This is a genomic window from Rhodoferax sp. GW821-FHT02C08 (genome assembly GCF_059421805.1).
The window spans coordinates 246216-264414 of the sequence record NZ_JBWKVR010000002.1; the positions used below are offsets into that span (position 1 = coordinate 246216).

17 protein-coding genes are annotated in these 18199 nt (G+C 61.4%); 5 read left to right on the forward strand and 12 right to left on the reverse strand.

Features of this window, described 5'->3' with window-relative positions; all coding sequences use genetic code 11:
- The 7 genes from AC07VY_RS03390 to AC07VY_RS03420 all read right to left on the reverse strand — a co-directional run bounded on the left by AC07VY_RS03390 (nucleotide 1) and on the right by AC07VY_RS03420 (nucleotide 6256).
- Nucleotides 1-1065, reverse strand: coding sequence for an ABC transporter ATP-binding protein (locus tag AC07VY_RS03390; protein WP_495096298.1), 1065 nt, complete (start codon nucleotides 1063-1065; stop codon nucleotides 1-3).
- 25 nt (nucleotides 1066-1090) lie between these two features.
- A complete protein-coding gene (locus AC07VY_RS03395; RefSeq protein ID WP_495096299.1) occupies nucleotides 1091-1918 on the reverse strand; it encodes a carbohydrate ABC transporter permease in 828 nt (275 codons plus the stop codon).
- Nucleotides 1911-2774, reverse strand: coding sequence for a carbohydrate ABC transporter permease (locus AC07VY_RS03400; RefSeq protein ID WP_495096300.1), 864 nt, complete (start codon nucleotides 2772-2774; stop codon nucleotides 1911-1913). The genes AC07VY_RS03395 and AC07VY_RS03400 overlap by 8 nt, the downstream gene beginning before the upstream one ends.
- An 82-nt stretch (nucleotides 2775-2856) precedes the next feature.
- On the reverse strand, nucleotides 2857-4173 hold the full coding sequence (locus AC07VY_RS03405) for an extracellular solute-binding protein (RefSeq protein WP_495096301.1): 1317 nt from the start codon (nucleotides 4171-4173) through the stop codon (nucleotides 2857-2859).
- Nucleotides 4174-4193: 20 nt separating this feature from the next.
- Nucleotides 4194-5108 carry a dihydrodipicolinate synthase family protein gene (locus AC07VY_RS03410; protein WP_495096302.1) on the reverse strand — a complete coding sequence of 305 codons (915 nt, stop codon included), beginning with the start codon at nucleotides 5106-5108 and terminating at the stop codon, nucleotides 4194-4196.
- Between the two features lie 42 nt (nucleotides 5109-5150).
- Nucleotides 5151-5831 (reverse strand): GntR family transcriptional regulator, encoded by a 681-nt coding sequence (locus AC07VY_RS03415; RefSeq protein WP_495075630.1) that lies wholly within the window; start codon nucleotides 5829-5831, stop codon nucleotides 5151-5153.
- Nucleotides 5831-6256: an RbsD/FucU family protein gene (locus tag AC07VY_RS03420; RefSeq protein WP_495096303.1), complete on the reverse strand. Its 426-nt coding sequence runs from the start codon at nucleotides 6254-6256 to the stop codon at nucleotides 5831-5833. Before AC07VY_RS03420 ends, AC07VY_RS03415 begins: the two co-directional genes overlap by 1 nt.
- A gap of 172 nt (nucleotides 6257-6428) precedes the next feature.
- On the opposite strand from AC07VY_RS03420, the gene AC07VY_RS03425 reads away from it, so the two are divergent.
- The 3 genes from AC07VY_RS03425 to AC07VY_RS03435 all read left to right on the forward strand — a co-directional run bounded on the left by AC07VY_RS03425 (nucleotide 6429) and on the right by AC07VY_RS03435 (nucleotide 9562).
- Complete coding sequence (locus AC07VY_RS03425) at nucleotides 6429-7031, forward strand: TetR/AcrR family transcriptional regulator (RefSeq protein WP_495096304.1); 603 nt, start codon at nucleotides 6429-6431, stop codon at nucleotides 7029-7031.
- Nucleotides 7032-7104: 73 nt separating this feature from the next.
- The gene (locus tag AC07VY_RS03430; RefSeq protein WP_495075627.1) at nucleotides 7105-7992 is read left to right on the forward strand and encodes an alpha/beta hydrolase; all 888 of its coding nucleotides are present in this window, start codon (nucleotides 7105-7107) and stop codon (nucleotides 7990-7992) included.
- Nucleotides 7993-8077: 85 nt separating this feature from the next.
- Nucleotides 8078-9562 (forward strand): M20 family metallopeptidase, encoded by a 1485-nt coding sequence (locus tag AC07VY_RS03435; RefSeq protein ID WP_495096305.1) that lies wholly within the window; start codon nucleotides 8078-8080, stop codon nucleotides 9560-9562.
- Nucleotides 9563-9631: 69 nt separating this feature from the next.
- Here the strand turns inward: AC07VY_RS03435 and AC07VY_RS03440 are convergent, their stop codons facing one another.
- From AC07VY_RS03440 to pyk, 3 genes are all read right to left on the reverse strand, one after another.
- Nucleotides 9632-10153, reverse strand: coding sequence for a YidB family protein (locus tag AC07VY_RS03440; RefSeq protein ID WP_495096409.1), 522 nt, complete (start codon nucleotides 10151-10153; stop codon nucleotides 9632-9634).
- A 45-nt stretch (nucleotides 10154-10198) separates the two neighbouring features.
- On the reverse strand, nucleotides 10199-11263 hold the full coding sequence (gene fba, locus AC07VY_RS03445; RefSeq protein WP_495075625.1) for a class II fructose-bisphosphate aldolase: 1065 nt from the start codon (nucleotides 11261-11263) through the stop codon (nucleotides 10199-10201).
- A 281-nt stretch (nucleotides 11264-11544) separates the two neighbouring features.
- On the reverse strand, nucleotides 11545-12978 hold the full coding sequence (gene pyk / locus AC07VY_RS03450; protein WP_495096306.1) for a pyruvate kinase: 1434 nt from the start codon (nucleotides 12976-12978) through the stop codon (nucleotides 11545-11547).
- Nucleotides 12979-13240: 262 nt separating this feature from the next.
- On the opposite strand from pyk, the gene AC07VY_RS03455 reads away from it, so the two are divergent.
- On the forward strand, nucleotides 13241-14347 hold the full coding sequence (locus AC07VY_RS03455; RefSeq protein ID WP_495096307.1) for a fatty acid desaturase: 1107 nt from the start codon (nucleotides 13241-13243) through the stop codon (nucleotides 14345-14347).
- A 128-nt stretch (nucleotides 14348-14475) separates the two neighbouring features.
- On the forward strand, nucleotides 14476-15066 hold the full coding sequence (locus tag AC07VY_RS03460) for an OmpW/AlkL family protein (protein WP_495096308.1): 591 nt from the start codon (nucleotides 14476-14478) through the stop codon (nucleotides 15064-15066).
- A gap of 65 nt (nucleotides 15067-15131) precedes the next feature.
- On the opposite strand, the gene AC07VY_RS03465 is transcribed toward AC07VY_RS03460, so the two are convergent.
- A complete protein-coding gene (locus AC07VY_RS03465; protein WP_495075621.1) occupies nucleotides 15132-16433 on the reverse strand; it encodes an ABC transporter ATP-binding protein in 1302 nt (433 codons plus the stop codon).
- Nucleotides 16434-16442: 9 nt separating this feature from the next.
- Nucleotides 16443-18176, reverse strand: coding sequence for an ABC transporter permease (locus AC07VY_RS03470; protein WP_495096309.1), 1734 nt, complete (start codon nucleotides 18174-18176; stop codon nucleotides 16443-16445).
- Nucleotides 18177-18199 lie beyond the last annotated feature (23 nt).

Consider the following 18199-nt stretch of genomic DNA (forward strand, 5'->3'; position numbering starts at 1 on the left):
CTACAAGCGCTGCTGCGTGGCCTCGTCAAACACATGGACCCGCTCAGCAGGAATCGCCAGCGTGATGTTGTCGCCAGACTTCACCAGCAAGCGGTCATGCACCAGGGCCTGGATGGGCTGACCCTGGGCTTCGCAGGTCAGCAAGGTGTCGGCACCGCTGAACTCGACCACCTTGACTTCGCAGGGGATGCCATGAGGCTCGCCGGCCGGGCGCACCTGCAGATGCTCGGGCCGCAGGCCGAGCAGCACCCGGCGCTGGCCCAGGTTGGCAAACCGGTCTTCCAATAGGACTTGACCACCAAAATCGGCTCTGGCGCAGGTATTGTCTGCGCTAGAAGCTACTATATTCATAGCAGGCGAGCCAATGAAGGTGGCCACGAAGCTGTTGCACGGCCGGTCGTACAGCTCGGCCGGGGTGCCGATCTGCTCCACCTTGCCGTCGCGCAGCACGATGATGCGGTCGGCCATGGTCATGGCTTCGATCTGGTCGTGGGTGACGTAGATCGAGGTGGTCTTCAGGCGCTGGTGCAGGGCGCGGATTTCGGTGCGCATCTGCACCCGCAGCTTGGCGTCCAAGTTGCTCAGCGGCTCGTCGAACAGAAACACCTGCGGATCGCGCACCATGGCCCGGCCCATGGCCACGCGCTGGCGCTGGCCGCCAGAAAGTTGACGCGGCAGGCGGTCCAGCATCTTGTCCAGGCCCAGCATCTTGGCAGCACCGGCCACCTTGCTGGCGATGGTGCCCTGGGGGGTGCCGGCAATCATCAGGCCGAAGCCCATATTCGCCTCGACCGTCATGTGCGGGTACAGCGCATAGGTCTGAAACACCATGGAAATGCCGCGCTCCTTGGGCGGCAGGTCGTTGACCACCTTGTCTCCTATGCGGATCTGGCCTGCGCTGGGCGCGTCCAGCCCAGCCAGCATGCGCAGCAGGGTGGATTTGCCGCAGCCGCTGGGGCCGACGAAGACGGCAAATTCGCCGTCGCCGATAGAGATGTCCACGCCCTTGATGACGGGCACGTTGGCAAAGGATTTTTCGATGCCGGAGAGGGTTACGGATGCCATGGATTGTGTTCTCTGCGAAAAATGGTTAACCGCCCTTGACACCGCCGGCGGTGAGCCCGCCAACGATCTCTTTCTGGATCAGGAGTGTGAGGATCAGCACCGGCAAGGTGACCAGCAAGGCCGCCGCCGCCAGCGGGCCCCAGGCGATCTGCTCGAAGGTCAGCACGTTGTAGATGGCAACCGGCAGGGTGCGCGTCTCACGCCCGGCCAGCACGGCGCCGAAGATGAAGTTGTTCCACGAAAAGATGAAGGCCAGAATGCCCGCCACCGTAATGCCAGGCCGCGCCAGCGGCAGGGCAATATGGCGAAAGCGCTGCCAGGGCGAGCAGCCATCGACCACCGCAGCCTCTTCCAGTTCGATGGGCAAGGTCTCGAAATAACCCGACACGATGTAGACCATGATGGGCACGGTGATCACCAGGTGGGTGATGATCACCGGCGCCAAGGTCCCGGTCAGCCCCAGCGCCTGGAACAACGTGAACAGCGGGATCAAGAAGCTGATGGCCGGCGTCATGCGGGCGATCAGGATAACCATCAGCAGCTTACGCGCCTTCATTCGGGCCACGCCGTAGCCGGCAGGCACACCGATCAGCAAGGCCACGATGGTCGCCGTACCCGACACCATGATGCTGTTCAGCAGGTACTGGAAGAACGGCCCGCTGTCGAACACCTTGACGAAGTTGGCCAGCGTGGGCGGGCTGGGGATGAACACCGGCGGGTAGGCCAGGTTGTCCACCTCGTTCTTGAATGCCAGCGACAGCATCCACACAAAGAAGCTGATGGCGGGCGACACCAGCAGGAACACGCACAAACCTAGCAGCAGCTTGTCGCGTAATTTTTGGGTGTTATTCATAGTATTTCGAACGCTCGCGCAGCCAGAACAGCAACATGGAAAGAGCCACCACCAGCACAAAAAACACCACCACCACGGCCGAGGACTTGCCGATCTGGTAGAAGGAAAAAGCCTGCAGGTAGAGGTAGATATTGATGGTCTCGGTCGATGTACCCGGCCCACCCTGGGTGATCACGTAAATGGTGTCGAAGGTCTTCAGAGCATCGATCAGCCGCACAACAGCAGCCACCAGAATGAAGGGCAACAGCAGCGGAAAGGTGACGTAGCGGAAGGTCTGCCAGCGGCTGGCACCTTCCATGTAGGCGGCCTCAAACGGGTCGGTGGGCAAGGAGGCCAGGCCGCCCAGCACGATCAGCATCACCAGCGGTGTCCACTGCCACACATCCACCATCACCAGGCACAGAATCGCCAGCTTGGGCGAGTACACCCATTCGCTCGGGCCTATGCCAACCAGGGACAGCAGGTAGTTCAGCACGCCTTGCTGCGGGTGGAACATCATCACCCACACCAGCGCAATGGCCACCGGCGTGGCCATCATGGGCAGCACAAAAGCACCGCGCCAAAAGCCGCGCCAGGCGAACTTCTGGTTGAACACCAACGCGGCGGCGGTGCCCAGCACCAGCGGTGCGGCCACGGCCAGCGCGGTGAAGATCAACGTGTGGGCAACCGACTCCAGAAAGCGCGTATTGCCTATCAGCTCGGCGTAATTGCCCAGGCCGGCAAAAGTGGCTTTGGAGCCAATCTTCCAGTCGAAAAGACTCATCCACAGCGTGAACATCCAGGGGAAGACGATCACCGCCGTGATGACCACTACGGCGGGCAGGATGAACCATAAAAAAGGCGAAAGCTTGCGCATGCCAACAGACTCCACGTGCGCCGCAAAGAGCGCACACAAGGGACAGGTGAAAACAAGCCGCGCCAGGGCGCGGGCTGTCGGATCAGGCGTCGGCTTTGGCCGCCACCGGGGCGAAGTCAGCCGTGGCCTTCTTCAGTTCGGCCGCCACATCGCCGCCGCTGAGCATGTTGCTCAGCGCAATGCCGAACACATCGCGGAACTCGTTTACCGGCTCGATGATGGGCAGGCCGGGGCGGGCAATCTTCAGCGAACCCGCCACTGCAGACAGCCACTCTGGCGGTACCTTGAGGTTGGCAATCGCCTCGGCATTCGAGTAAGCCGACAAGCGCACCGGCGCGCCTGATGCGGTTGCCAGCATGCGGGCCTGCATGGCTTTGCCGGTGGCCCATTGGATGTAGTACCAGGCCGGGCCCTTTTTGCTGGAATAGGCCGACACGCCAATGCCGTCACCAAATGTGGGCGACACCTGCAGCTTGGGGCCGGGCGGCAAGATGCCGTAGCCCACCTTGCCCACCACCTTGGACTTGGCCGCATCTTCCAGCGGCGGCGCGAAGCCGGAGCCATCGATCCACATGGCGGCCTTGCCCTGCAGGAACAGGCTTTGCGCCTCGTTCCAGTTGTAGCCGGCCACACCGGCCGGGCCGGTGTTCTTCAGCAGGTCGCGGTACATATTTGCCGAGGCCAGGGCCTCCGGCGAGTCAGTCAGCAGCTTGCCAGAGGCATCAAAAAACTGGCCGCCAAAGCCCAGGAAAAAGCCGGTCCACAAAGGCACGTTGGCGTTCTTCAAACCGCGGCCGACGAAGCCCACCACGCCATTGGCAGGGTCGTGCAACTTCTTCGCCGCGTTCACAATGTCGGCATAGCTGGTGGGGTAGGCCACGCCCTTGGCGGCGAAGAGTTCCTTGTTCCAGTACAGCACCCAGGGGTCGAGGTTGAACGGCAGGCTGTCGATGCGGCCGTCGCTCTGGGTGGCGTAGAACATGCCGCCGGCGGAGTAGTCCTTCAGATCGAAGTCGGGTGCAGCGGCGGTGTTGAACAGACCGCGCAAATCCTCCATCCACTTGCCCTTGGCAAACTGGCGTTTCTGCACGTGGTAGCTGAGGTGCACCACGTCGAAGCTGGTCTTGCCGGAGTTGAATTCGATCACCGTCTTCTGGCGCGACTGCTGCTCGGGCACCTGCTCGGCACCGACCTTGATGCCGGTCAGGTCTTCGAACTCCTTCTGGTACTTCTGCAGCAGCTCGCCACGCGGGCTTTTGATCAGATGCACCTCGATGCTCTGGCCGCTGTAACGCTTCCAGTCGAAAGCGCCCTGGGCCTGAGTAGTTGGGAAGCCGGCCAGCGCGGTTGCACCGGCTGCGGCCTGCAAGACGGTGCGGCGTGGAATGGAACGGGTCATGTTTGTCTCCTAGTTTTTCTCTACAGGGATGCTGCGTTCTGACCTAGCGCACGATACGCGGCACGCACTGCCTGCGCCTCGGTGTTATCCAGCGGGGTCAATGGCGCGCGCACGTTCAGCCAGGTGTCGTCACCGGTCTGCTCGGCCAGGGCGGTCTTGTAGGCGCTGACAAAGGGCATGTTCGGCAGCAGGCTCAGCAGCTTCAGCAGATCCACGATCAGCGCCTCGTCGGCTGCGGACACGGCCTCGGGGTTGCGCATGACGCGGCTGATCAAATGCGGTGCCAGATTCGATAGGCCATTGATCGAGCCCGGGCTGCCGATACGCATGGCGGTGGCGATATGCGCTTCCGAGCCCACCAGAATTGCCAGCTTGGGAAAGGCCTTGATGATGTCCAGCGAATGCGCCAGGTCCCCCGCGCTGTCTTTGAAGCCAACCACCTGCTTTGGATGCAAGCGCATCAGCTCAGCCACAACCGCGTATGTGAAGGTCACGTTGCTCAGCGAGGGAAAGTGGTACAACAGCACGCGCAAATCGTCCGAGCCTATGCCGCGGATGACCTGGCTGACGGCGGACACCACGCCCGCCTCGCGCGGGTGGTTGAAGAAGAAAGGCGGCATCAGCAACTGGCGCGTGCAACCCAGCGCGATCGCATGGCGGCCCAGTTCGATGGCCTCGGCCAGTGCGCAGGCAGAGATGGTGACAACGATCTGGTCGGAGCGTACGCCGCTGGCCAGCACTGCCTCCAGCAAGCTCTTGCGCTCGGCCTGGCTGAACGACAGGCCCTCGCCGGTGGTACCAAACAAGGTCACACCATCACAACCTGCGGCCAACATGCGTTGGATATGCGCCAGGGTACGCGGCAGATCGACCTGGCCGCTGGCATCAAAAGGCATCAACAAGGCGGGCCATAGGCCCTTGATAGCGTGTGTCAAAAAAGTGCTCCTATGTAGGTTGTGGGGAAAGACGTTGCGGGACTAAAGGACGGGAAGGTCCACCGTCAGCACGCGGTGGCGCGCGCTGTCCAGATGCGCCTCCAGCAGTTGCTCGGCTGCGGCAGCATCACGCTGCTGCAGGGCGGCGATAAAGCGCAGGTGTTCCTGCATGGCAGGGATCAGGCGGGCCGGGGTGATCACGCTTTGCTCCAGCTTGATCAGGCGCACGCGCAAGCTGTTCACGCGGTAGATCTCGGAGATGATTTCGTTACCCAGCGCATCCACCATGCGGTCGTGCAGGCCCCAGTCCACCGCCTGGGCGTCGTCGAGCAAAGTGGCATCGGGCTGGTCGGCACTGGCGCGTTGCAGGATGTCCTGGTGGCTGGCGGTGATCGCCTCCAGCTCGGCCGCACTGACGCTGGTGGTGAAATGCCGCACCGCCTCGCGCTCGATCAGGCTGCGCACCTGGAAGGCATTGCGCACCAGCTTCAAGTCCACATGGGCAATCTGCAGGCCGCGCTGGGGCACGGTCTTCACCAGGCCACCAGCTTCCAGGCGGGGGATCATCTCGCGCACCGCGCCCAGCGGCATGTCCAGCAGGGTCATCAAGGCCCGCTGGGAAATGAATTGCCCGGGCCGGATGCTGCCGCTGAGGATTTGCTGGGTAAAGCCCTGGTAAGCCCGCGCACGCTGGCTGGTGGGTTCTAAGCTGACGGTTGCCATCACGAAGCCACCACGCCTTTTTTGAGCAAGATGTTGCCGTACAACCGGGTTTCGCCAGTGGCCACGACCGCGAAGGCCTGGGCTGCGCGGGCATAGAACGCATAGCGCTCCAACGAAGCGGGCGGCTGCTCGCCGTGGCGCTGCAGGGTTTGGGCGAAATCTTGCACTGCGGGCGGCACGGCGCTGGCGTCGCCCACCACCTGCATGGTGAAGGCCGCGTGGGGCTCAAAGCTGTCCAAAGGTAGCACCGACAAAACGGCATCCAACACCCGGGTCGCGTCCACACCGGGCAGGCGCACCAGACGCTTGGCGTTGGTCGCCGCTGGAAAATTGGCGTCAGCCAGCACGATCTCATCACCATGGCCCATGGAGGCCAGGATGTGCAGCAGGTCGGCAGACAGCAGGGGCGACAGGTTTTTAAGCATGGAGCGAAGGGCGGCGAATGTAAAACGGGATCTGCTTGCGCACTAACATGTCAGTTGTGTGCTACGTCACTATAGGTACGACGGGCAGAAGCGGTACCGGTACAAACCCGTGCGGGCAAACACCTAATTCCGTACCCATTCAAATTTCGCACAGTCGTGCTAATATTTTGGAATGGATGCAAAAACCCAGAAGAGCGAACTCACCCGCGCCACCATCGTCGGCGCCGCTATGGAACTGGCGGCCGCCCAGGGCCTGGAAGCAATCAGCCTGCAAACCGTAGCGGACCGCGTCGGTCTGTCCAAGAGCGGCGTGTTTTCGCGCATAGGCTCGCGCGAGGCATTGCAAAAAGCTGTCGTCGACGAATACGGCCAGCGCTTTGTGGCCGACGTGTTTACGCCCGCCATGCAACAACCCCAGGGCCTGCCCCGGCTGCACGAGATCATGCGGCGCTGGAGCCTGCGGGTCTGCCAGGTGGAGGTGCGCAGTGGCTGCATCTTTACCGCTGGCGCCTTCGAGCTGCACGACCGTGAAGGCGAGCTGCGCGACCACCTGGTGCAGGCCATCAGCATCTGGCGCGCAGCACTGTGCCGCACGGTGCAGCAAGCCATTACGCTAGGCCAGTTGCGGGCCGATACCGATCCCGACCAGTTGGTGGGCGAGCTGTACAGCCTGGTCATCGGCCTGCTGCACGACGCCCGCTTCCTGCGCGACCCGCGCGCCATCGAACGCACACAGACCAGCTGGACCCGGCTGATCGCCAGCTACCAAGTCTGAACCCTGCGTGGGTGCCTGTTTTTTTATTCAAATTTCGCACAACTGTGCTATTTATTTCACCAAGGAGCTCACCATGACCGATGCCACGTTGCCAGCCGCTTTGAGCTATTACGACACCCATGCCATGACCCGTTGGCTGCGCTGGGGTTTGCGCGCCATGCAGCAGGTTTCGCCGTCGCTCGCGTTGCACTCGGCCTACCGCTTGTTCGGCACGCCACTGCCGCTCAAATGGCTGGGCCGCAAGCACGCTTGGGGCCCAGGCTGGCAGACCGAACATTGGGCCTTTGAGCAGGCCAGCCTGACGGTCTACAGCCTGCCAGCCGCCGCCGACGCGTCCTGCGTGTTGCTGCTGCACGGCTGGGGCGGCCATGCGGCCCAGATGCTGCCGTTGGCCCAGGTACTGGCGGAGCAAGGCCTGCGCCCGGTGCTGGTAGAGATGCCAGCCCATGGCCGCAGCGCCGGCCAGACCAGCAATCTGCCACAGTTCACCCGGGCCATGGAATATGTCAGCGCCCGCCTGCAACAAGACGGACAGCTATTGCAGGCAGTAGTTGCGCACTCGCTGGGCGCCAATGCCGCAGCATTTGCGCTGGCGCGCGGCCTGCCGGCGGCCAAGCTAGTGCTGCTGGCGCCACCGGCTTCGCCCCGCCAATACACCCACCAGTTCGCCCGGGTCTTTGGCCTGCGGGAAACCGTGCGCGCCAGGCTGGAGCAACGCCTGGAAGCCCGTGAAGGCATTGTGCTGACCCAGCTGGAACCGGCCGCGGTGGGTCCACGCATCCGCGCCCAGACCCTGGTGGTGCACGACCGCGGCGACCGGGTCAACCGCTTTGCCGACGGCCTGGCCTATAGCCAGGCGATCCAAAATGCCCGCTTGGTAGCCACCCAGGGCTTGGGCCACCGGCGCATTCTGCAAGACCCGGCGGTGCTGGCTGAGGTCGCTGCATTCGTGACCGCGTAAGCACCCAACCGGGCAACAAGTGCCACGGCTGCGCTGGCGCTGGCATTGTGGTGCAATACGGCTTTTGCTGCCTGCAGGAACTGCCATGAATGCCCGCGTCGCTCCTTCTACCCTCAATCCGGCACAGGCCCTGGCCCAGGTGAGCCAGCGCTGGGACGAAGCCATCGTGCCGCAACTAAGTGACTACATTGCGATTCCGGCCAAGTCACCGGCTTTCGATGCCGATTGGGCGGCCCACGGCCACCTGGAAACCGTGCTGCGCAATGCCGCCAGTTGGGTCGAAGCACAGAAGGTAGAAGGCCTGAAGCTGGAAATCATCCGCATGGAAGGGCGCACACCGGTGCTGTTTTTCGAAGTGGCCGCCAGCCAGACTGCAACACAACAAACTGTGTTGATGTATGGCCACCTGGACAAACAGCCCGAATTCAGCGGATGGCGCAACGACCTGGGGCCGTGGACGCCCAAATACGAAGACGGCAAACTGTACGGCCGGGGCGGTGCCGACGATGGCTACGCCATCTACGCCAGCATTGCTGCCGTGCAAGCGCTGAAAGAACAGAAGCTGCCGCACCCGCGCATCGTGGGCTTGATCGAGACCTGCGAAGAAAGCGGCTCCTACGACCTGCTGCCCTATGTGGATGCGCTGCGTGCGCCCGACAACAACCGCCTGGGCGACGTGGCCCTGGTAATCTGCCTGGACTCGGGCGCCGGCAACTACGACCAGCTATGGCTGACCAGCAGCCTGCGCGGCATGGCCAGCGGCGTGCTGAAGGTGGAGGTGCTGACCGAAGGCATCCACTCCGGCGATGCCAGCGGTCTGGTGCCGTCCAGCTTTCGCATCATGCGCCAGGTGCTGGACCGGCTGGAAGACAGCGCCACCGGCCGCCTGCTGCCCGCCAGCTTCCACTGCGAAGTGCCCGCCGACCGGCTAGCCCAGGCCCAGGCCACCGCCGCGATCCTGGGCGATGAAATCTACAAGCGCTTCCCCTGGGCGCATTACGACTGCGGTGGCGCCACGACCTTCGCCCTGCCCACCACCACCGACCCGGTGCAGGCCCTGCTGAACCGCACCTGGGCTCCGACCCTGAGCGTGACCGGCGCCGAAGGTCTGCCAGAACTGAAGAACGCCGGCAATGTGCTGCGCCCCTACACCGCCTTCAAACTGTCGCTGCGTCTGCCACCGCTGGTCGATGCGCCGCAAGCCGTACAAGAACTGAAAACCCTTCTGGAAGACAACGCACCCTACCAGGCACGTGTTACCTTCCACCCCGAAGGCGCCGCTACCGGCTGGAACGCGCCCAGCACCGCACCCTGGTTCGAACAGGCGCTACATGCAGCCTCGCAAGCCCAATTTGGCGCGCCCTGCGGCTACATAGGGCAGGGCGGCACGATTCCGTTGATGAATATGCTGTCGCAAGGCTTTCCGACAGCCCAGATGATGGTTTGCGGCGTGCTGGGCCCAAAAAGCAATGCCCACGGCCCGAATGAGTTCCTGCACGTACCCTACGCCAAAAAGCTCACTGCAGCCGTAGCACAGGTGGTAACCAGCTTCGCAGCGCAAGCCGTTTAGGCCGCTGTAGCGGCCTGCAGGTTTATATACAAAAATGACCGCCAGCGCACGTAATACCTGCGCGAGCAGTTATAGTTTTTGTAGCATTCCGCTCAGCGCGCCCATCAGGTCACCGCTGTCGCCCAGCCCTTCTTGCGGAGCTTGCCCGGCAGGGGTGAGATGGTCTACCAGGCCTGGCAACACCTGGGCCAGTTGGCCGGCTGCCTCGGATGGGTCCACACCCAACTTGGCCGCCAGACCAGACAGCGCATCCGAGCCCAGCACGCTGGAGAGTTGATCGGCCGAAATGGGCTGGTTCTGCCCGGTTCCGATCCACGAACCCACAACATCGCCCAAGCCGGCTTGTTGGAATTTCTCCACCAGGCCACCCAAGCCACCGAGCTGGCTGTTATTGCCCAGCATGCCGGTCACCGCCTGGATCAGTTGAGGGTTGCTGGCCAGCATGCCAATAATGCCGCCCAACCCGCCGCCCTGGGGCTGTTGTTGCTGTTGGCCGTTGTTCAAAACCGCGCCGAGAACCGAGTCAAGTAAGCCCATGGTGTTTCCTTCGAAGGAGTTGAGTCTGCCTGCAACCGCAGCGGTCGCAGGCAGATTGTCGGCGATACAGCCTTCTGCGTCCCCGGGCTACAGGGTGCTTCAGTGCACCACTTGGGCCAGGCGTCCCTCGGCGTAGTGGCTGGCCACCACCACCAAATTGTCGCCCTTGATGCTGGCGGCTTGACCTTCGCAGCCGAACTCCAGGTAACGCTGCTTGCACAGCTGCTTGGCGGCTTCGCGTGCGGGTTTAAGGTAGTCGCGCGGATCGAACTTGTCGGGGTTTTGTGTGAAGTACTTGCGGATGGCCGCCGTCATGGCCAGGCGCACATCGGTGTCGATATTGATCTTGCGTACGCCGTACTTGATGGCTTCCTGGATCTCCTCCACCGGTACGCCATAGGTTTCCTTCATGTCGCCGCCGTGTTCGCGGATGATGGCAAGGAACTCCTGCGGCACGCTGGAGCTGCCGTGCATCACCAGGTGGGTGTTGGGAATACGGCGGTGGATTTCCTTGATGCGCGAGATCGCCAGAATATCGCCCGTGGGCTTACGGGTGAACTTGTAGGCGCCATGGCTGGTACCGATGGCGATCGCCAGGGCATCGATCTGGGTGCGCTTGACGAAGTCTGCGGCCTGCTCAGGGTCGGTCAGCAGCTGGTCCATGGTCATGGTGGCATCGGTGCCGTGGCCGTCTTCCTTGTCGCCCTTCATGGTTTCCAGCGAGCCCAGGCAGCCGAGCTCGCCTTCCACGGTCACGCCCACCTTGTGGGCCATGGCGGCCACCTTGGCGGTAACTTCCACGTTGTAGTCGTAGCTGGCGATGGTTTTACCGTCGGCATGCAAAGAGCCATCCATCATCACCGAGCTGAAACCCAGGTTGATCGCGCCCTGGCACACGTCAGGGCTTTGGCCGTGGTCCTGGTGCATGACCAGAGGAATGTGCGGCCAGGTTTCCAGCGCCGCCTGGATCAGATGCTTGATGAAGGGCTCACCCGCATATTTGCGCGCACCCGCGCTGGCTTGCAGAATGACGGGAGCACCCACTTCGTCCGCAGCCGACATCACGGCCTGGACTTGCTCCAGATTGTTGACATTGAAAGCCGGGATGCCATAGCCATTTTCGGCGGCATGGTCCAACAATTCACGCATAGAGACGAGTGCCATAGGGTGCTTCCAGAGAGTTAAGAATCAGGACAAGGCGGCCAATCGAGGCTGGTACGGATACCAATTTCTCCGTAACCGCTTGGTAACTCTGTTAATTTTAGCCTTGCCCCTGCGCCAAAGGATTCGCAAAACACGGGCCAACCCTGGCAAACACCCGATTTTTTCATTTTGAAACAACAGTTTTACAGCCGAACTAAACCGACTGGTGCCTGGAAACACAAACGCCCGCATGAAGCGGGCGTTGGACCGGGTTAAAAACCCGGCGGCAGGGCGGGAGAGGTTTAGCCGACCTGGCAGATCTTCAGCATATTGGTGCCGCCAGGAGCACCCATGGGTTCGCCGCAAGTAATGGCGTAAATGTCGCCGCGCTGTACGATGCCGCGCTGCGTCAAATGGCGTTCAGCCTGGCCCAACGCCGTGTCACGGTCGCTGCTGGCGTCCATCAGCAAAGGCAGCACATTGCGGTACAGGCACATCTTGCGCTGGGTGGCCAAGCGCGGCGTCAGGGCATAGATAGGCACGTGGATACTGTGGCGGCTCATCCACAAGGCGGTAGAGCCGCTATCGGTCATGGCCACAATCGCCTTTGCACCCAGATGCTGCGCGGTGAACAATGCGCCCATGGCGATGGACTGGTCGATGCGTTCAAAAATCTTGCCCTTGAAGTCGGCTTCCAGCTCGCCATATTCGGCCTTTTCGGCTTCGTGGCAGATATTGGCCATCTCCAGCACGGTTTCCAGCGGGAATTTGCCGGCAGCGGTTTCCGCGCTAAGCATCACCGCATCGGTGCCGTCCAGCACAGCATTGGCCACATCGCTGACCTCGGCACGGGTGGGCACGGGGTTGGTGATCATGCTTTCCATCATCTGGGTGGCGGTAATCACCACCTTGTCGCTGGCACGTGCCATACGGATCATGCGTTTTTGCAGCGCTGGCACGGCGGCATTGCCCACTTCCACAGCCAAGTCACCGCGCGCCACCATGATGCCGTCGCTGGCATCCAGAATCGATTGCAGCAGCGGAATGGCTTCAGCTCGCTCAATCTTGGCAATCATGCCGGGTTTGTGGCGGTATTCGGCAGCAGCCACATTGCACAACTGGCGCGCCATTTCCATGTCGGTCGCATTCTTGGGGAAGCTGACGGCCACGTAATCGGCCTGGAAAGACATCGCGGTCTTGATGTCTTCCATGTCCTTGGAAGTCAGCGCCGGCGCGGTTAATCCGCCGCCCTTTTTATTGATGCCCTTGTTGTTGGACAACTCACCCCCGAGGTTCACCACCGTGTGCACGGCTTCACCGCGCACAAACTCCACGGTCATGACAATCAGACCGTCGTTCAGCAGCAGTACATCGCCAGACTTCACCTCGCGTGGCAACTCTTTGTAGTCCAGGCCTACGCCATTGATGTCACCGGGCTCGGCGCGCGCAGCGTCCAGCACGAATTTCTGACCGGGCTCCAGCATCACCTTGCCTTCGGCGAACTTGGCAACGCGGATCTTTGGACCTTGCAGGTCGGCCATGATGGCCACCTCCACGCCTGCGCGCTTGGCGGCTTCACGCACCATCATGGCGCGATCGATATGGTCTTGTGCCTTGCCATGGCTGAAATTCAGCCGCACAACGTTCACGCCTGCACGGATCAGTTGCTCCAGTATTTCCGGGCTGTTCGAGGCTGGGCCCAAGGTGGCAACGATTTTGGTAGCAAGGCGGGGCATGGGATAAGTCTCCGGATATGTAATTTAGTTTCGATTTTTACATGAAACAAGTTACCAAAAGGTTACAGCCTGAGCCCCCGTCAGCGGGCACTCAGCTATTGCCATTCGGCTCGCTCAAATTGGGCGCATCAACTCTATTGCACACAGTATTGATCCTGGTCAGAGGCATTTCACCCCGCGCGGTTAGCATCATGGCACGCAACTTTTGCGTGTGCCGCCGCCACTGCGTGCCGCGTGTAGATTCCTGACCCGTGTTTTCCCTATGACCTCTTCCATCCACAGTACGCCCCTCCTTCCGAGTCCGCTCCCTCCGGGCGAGCCACTGCCGCACCGCAAAGTCATACGCTCCTGGCTGATTCCACTGTCCCAGCGTACAACCCTGAGGGCCTTGTTCCTGCTCGCGCTGGACTACGCCTTGCTCGCGGTGGCACTCAGTGCCACCGTGCTGCTGGCATCGCCCTGGCTGAAGCTGCTGTGCGGTCTGGCAGCAGGTTTCGTGATTGGGCGTCTGTTCATCATCGGCCACGATGGCTGCCACCAGAGCCTGACACCCCACCGCCGCCTGAACAAATGGCTGGGGCGCATTGCCTTCCTGCCGTCGCTGACGGCCTATAGCTTGTGGGATGTAGGCCACAACGTGGTGCACCATGGCTTCACCAACCTCAAGGGCGTGGACTTCGTCTGGGCGCCGCTGACACCCGAGGAATACCAGGCCTTGTCGCCCCGGCAGCGCTTCATGCAGCGCATCTACCGCAGCGGCTGGGCACCGGGCCTCTACTACATCGTGGAGATATGGTGGCGCCGCATGTTCTTTCCCAGCAAGTCCAGCATGGGTACGCAGCGCCCCATCTTCACCTGGGATTGCGTGCTGATTTCCAGCTTTGGACTGCTGTGGCTGGCAGCCATTGCCACGGCCGCATTGGTGACGCAGCAATCACTGGCCCTGCTCATCGCCACCGGCTTTGTCGTGCCACTGCTGTTCTGGTTCTCCATGATCGGCTTTGTGGTCTATGTGCACCATACCCACACCAAAGTGTCTTGGCATGGCGACCGCGCCACCTGGGCCAAGGCACAGCCTTTCGTATCGACCACGGTGCACCTCACCTTCTCGTTCCAAATTGGCGCACTGATGCACCACATCATGGAGCACACGGCCCACCACGTGGACATGAGCATTCCGCTGTACCGTTTGAAAGAAGCCCAGAGAACGCTGGAAGAGCTGCTGCCGGGACGCATCATCATCCAGGCGTTCTCCTGGCGCTGGTACTTTCAAACCGCCCGCAGCTGCAAGCTATATGACCTGACGCGCAATTGCTGGACCGATTTTGCCGGCAACTCCACCAGCACCCCACGCCACGCTCTCACCTGAATGGGCCCACATTTGATATAGCGCAAGCAGGGCCCGCAGCCATTTTGACCGGGCGCAAAGTGGCCAGCGATAACCTCTTTTGTAATCAGGGCTGGGAATATCCCCGCTACCGTGATCGAAAGAAAATCATGAAAAAAACCCTGCTTGCTGCCGCCCTGTGTGCCATGGTTTCGGCCTCGGCTTTCGCCCAATCCGCAACCGAAGGACCTTGGCTGGTACGTGCACGTGCCGTGTACCTTCAAAGCAGCAATGGCGACAACACACCGCTCTCGCTAAGCATCAATGACAAATGGCTGCCCGAAGTAGACATCAGCTACTTCTTCACACCCCAGATAGCCGCCGAGCTGGTGCTGACTGTTCCACAAAAACAAACCCTGAGTGCCGGCAACACCGCGATTGGCAGCTTCAAGCACCTGCCGCCCACCCTGACGCTGCAGTACCACTTCAACACCGCAGGCTTCAAACCTTATGTGGGTGCGGGCCTCAACTACACCCGCATCAGCGCAGTCAATCTTCCAGCCGGCGTCGATGTGGATCGCAACAGCTTTGGCCCCGTGCTGCAAGCGGGTATGGACATCCCGCTGGCCAAAAATATGTATTTGAATTTTGACGTGAAAAAGGTCTACATTCGCACCGATGTGAGTGCCGGCGGCGCCAAGCTAGGCACTTTCAAAATTGATCCGGTTCTGTACGGTGTCGGCCTGGGCTGGCGCTTCTAAGCCCCCATGAAAAAGCGCCTGTCAGGGCGCTTTTTTCTTGACAGAAAAGCCTGCCGCGCCGCAGCTCAATCCTCGGACTGCTCTGGCAAGGTCAATCGACCCGTGTGGTAGTCATAGCTGTAGACCTCGCCATAACGCCCCCATTCGATGGCCACCTCCAGCACGCGCTTGGCCTTGTCGGCCTCCATGAACTCCTCCAGCAGATCCAGAAAGCGCTTTTCGGTCAAGCTTCCAGAGGGCTCGTCTTCCAGGCTGCGCCGGATATGCGCCGCCAAAGGCACGTGGGTCAGCAACTGCTGGCCGAAAATTTCCTGCTTTTGGGCCTGGTCCGCCTCCACATAGTTGCGCCCCAGCGCGGTCAGCATGATGTCGCCCTTGTCCACATGGGCCAAACCCAGCATGCCCAAGGCCTCGTAGGTGGGGAACAGCTCTTCGTCGGCCAGCTCGGATTCCTCGGCCAACTGCGGCAAATCAGCATGACCGTCAAACGGTGTATCGGCCAGCAAGTCCAGCACCCCTTCGATGCGGGTAATGTCAGTTTCCGGCAAGCGATAGCCCAGATGCAAGGTGGTCGGCATGCCAGGCGCCACTTCTTGTGCCGGACGCATAGTCATCAGGCCATAAACCTCGTCGATCAAGGCTCGGACTTCGACCCCGTCCACATCGCGCGGGCGCGGCAAATCAATTTTCACCTCGACACGGATACGGCCCGGGTCGCTGGACAGGATGATGACGCGGTCGGCCATCATCACAGCCTCTTCGATATTGTGCGAAACGATCAAAATGCCCTTGGTCGGGATCTTGTCGCCGTCCCACAGCTCCAGCATGTCGTTGCGCAGGGTCTCGCCGGTCAATACATCCAGGGCAGAAAAGGCTTCGTCCATCAAAAGTATGTCGGGGTTGGTCACCAGCGCGCGCGCAATCCCCACGCGCTGCTTCATGCCGCCAGACAGCTCGCGCGGCAAGGCACCACCAAAACCGGCCAGGCCGATCATTTCCAGCACCGCATCGGCACGCTTTGCACGTTCGTCGGGCGCCACGCCCTGGGCCTCCAAACCCAGCTCCACGTTCTGCTGCACCGTCAGCCAGGGAAACAGTGCAAACGACTGAAAAACCATGGCGATGCCCGCCACCGGGCCATAAATAGGCTTCTGGCGGTAGCTGACCTGGCCGTGGTCGGCCGGAATCAGGCCGGCCATGATGCGCAGCAGAGTCGATTTTCCCGAGCCGGATTTGCCGAGCAAGGCGACAATTTCGCCCTCGGCCAGCTGGAAATCCACCCTGTCCAGTACCGTGCGGGCCGTACCGTCGGCAGCCTGGAATGACTTGGCGACACCGCCCAGTTCAATGAGTAGGTTCTTGCCCATCTTGGCTCCTCAGCGGCTGCGGTCTTCGGCCAGCAAGTACAGCTTGCGCCAGAAGAAGCGGTTTAAAAACATCACAAAAATACACATCACACCAATACCCAGCGCAATGCGGTGGAAGTCGCCGGCATCGGTCATTTGCTTGATATAGCTGCCCAGGCCATCGGCTACCAGCGTGGTCTTGCCCCAGGTGACGTACTCGGCCACGATGCTGGCATTCCAGGAGCCACCACTGGCGGTAATGGCACCCGTAAGGTAGCTGGGGAACACTGCGGGCAGGTAGATGCGCTTCCACTTCAGCCAGCCCTTGACGCCCAGGTTGTCTGCCGCCAACCGCAGCTCGTTGGGAATGGTTGCCGCGCCGGCCACCACGTTGAACAGGATGTACCACTGGGTACCAAACACCATCAAGGGGCTGAGCCAGATATTCGGGTTCAAGCGCAGCGTCACCAGTACGAACACCACCAGTGGGAACATCAGGTTCACCGGAAATGCCGCCAAAAACTGCGCCACCGCCTGCACCCGCTGCGAATACTGGGGCCGCAAACCGATCCACACGGCGACTGGCACCCATACGACGGAAGCCAAAGCGATCAACAGCATGACCCGCAACAAGGTAATGCAGCCCAAGACCACCACATGGCCGGCCTCGCCCCAACCCACATCGCTGTGCACAAACACCACCAGACGGTACACCGCTAGCAAGGCAACCAGCAGCAACACGCCATCCCAAATACGCGGCCACAGCGGGTTCTGGACCCGAGGCCGCGCATCAACCGCCGTGCCATCGTGGCGCACACTGAACCAGCCCAGCGCACGGCGCAGCAAGCTCCAGCCTGCGGCGCTCAGCGCGCTCATCCAGCGGCTGCGGCGCATCCAGTCCAGCAGCCAGGATTGCTGCGCGGTGTCGCCTTGAGATTCTTCAAAGCGGAACTTGTCGGCCCAGGCCAATAAAGGCCGAAAGAACAGCTGGTCGTACAACAGAATGCCCGCCAGCATCGCCCCAATCGCCCAGGCAATGGCCCAGCCGTTTTCTGCCTCAATGGCCACCGCAATATACGAGCCGATACCGGGCAGCTTGATATCCTGGTTGGCCACCGAAATGGCTTCGGCCGCCACCAGAAAGAACCACCCCCCGGACATGGACATCATCATGTTCCACAACAGCCCCGGCATGGCAAACGGCAACTCCAGACGCCAGAAGCGCTGCCAGCCCGACAGCCGGAATACCCGCGCCGCCTCCTTGAGTTCTTCGGGCACGGTGCGGATCGACTGGTACAGGCTGAACGCCATATTCCAGGCCTGCGAGGTGAAGATGGCGAAAATCGCCGCACATTCCACACCCAGCAGGCTGCCTGGGAAGAGCGCGATAAAAGGCGCAATCGCAATCGCCTGAAAGCCCAGAATCGGCACCGACTGCAGAATATCCAGGATAGGGATCATGGCCTTCTCGGCCGTACGGTACTTGGCGGCTATCGCGGCGAAGACAAAGCTGAACAGCAGCGAAAAGCCCAGCGCAATGAACATGCGCAGGATCGTGCGCAGCAGGTAATAAGGCAGATAGGCCGGGTCCAGCGAGATTTCCAGCGCTTCGCCCATCGCAAAAGGGCGCGCCATCTGCGATGCACCAAACGCCAGCGCCAGCAGAATGGCCAGCACCAGTGGCAGCAGCGCCAGGTCCCAGCGATTGGGTTTTTTCGCGAACACATTGCCGCCACGCGCCTGCGGATGAAAAAGCTCAAACATGTCTAGCAATCCCTCAGCGCGGG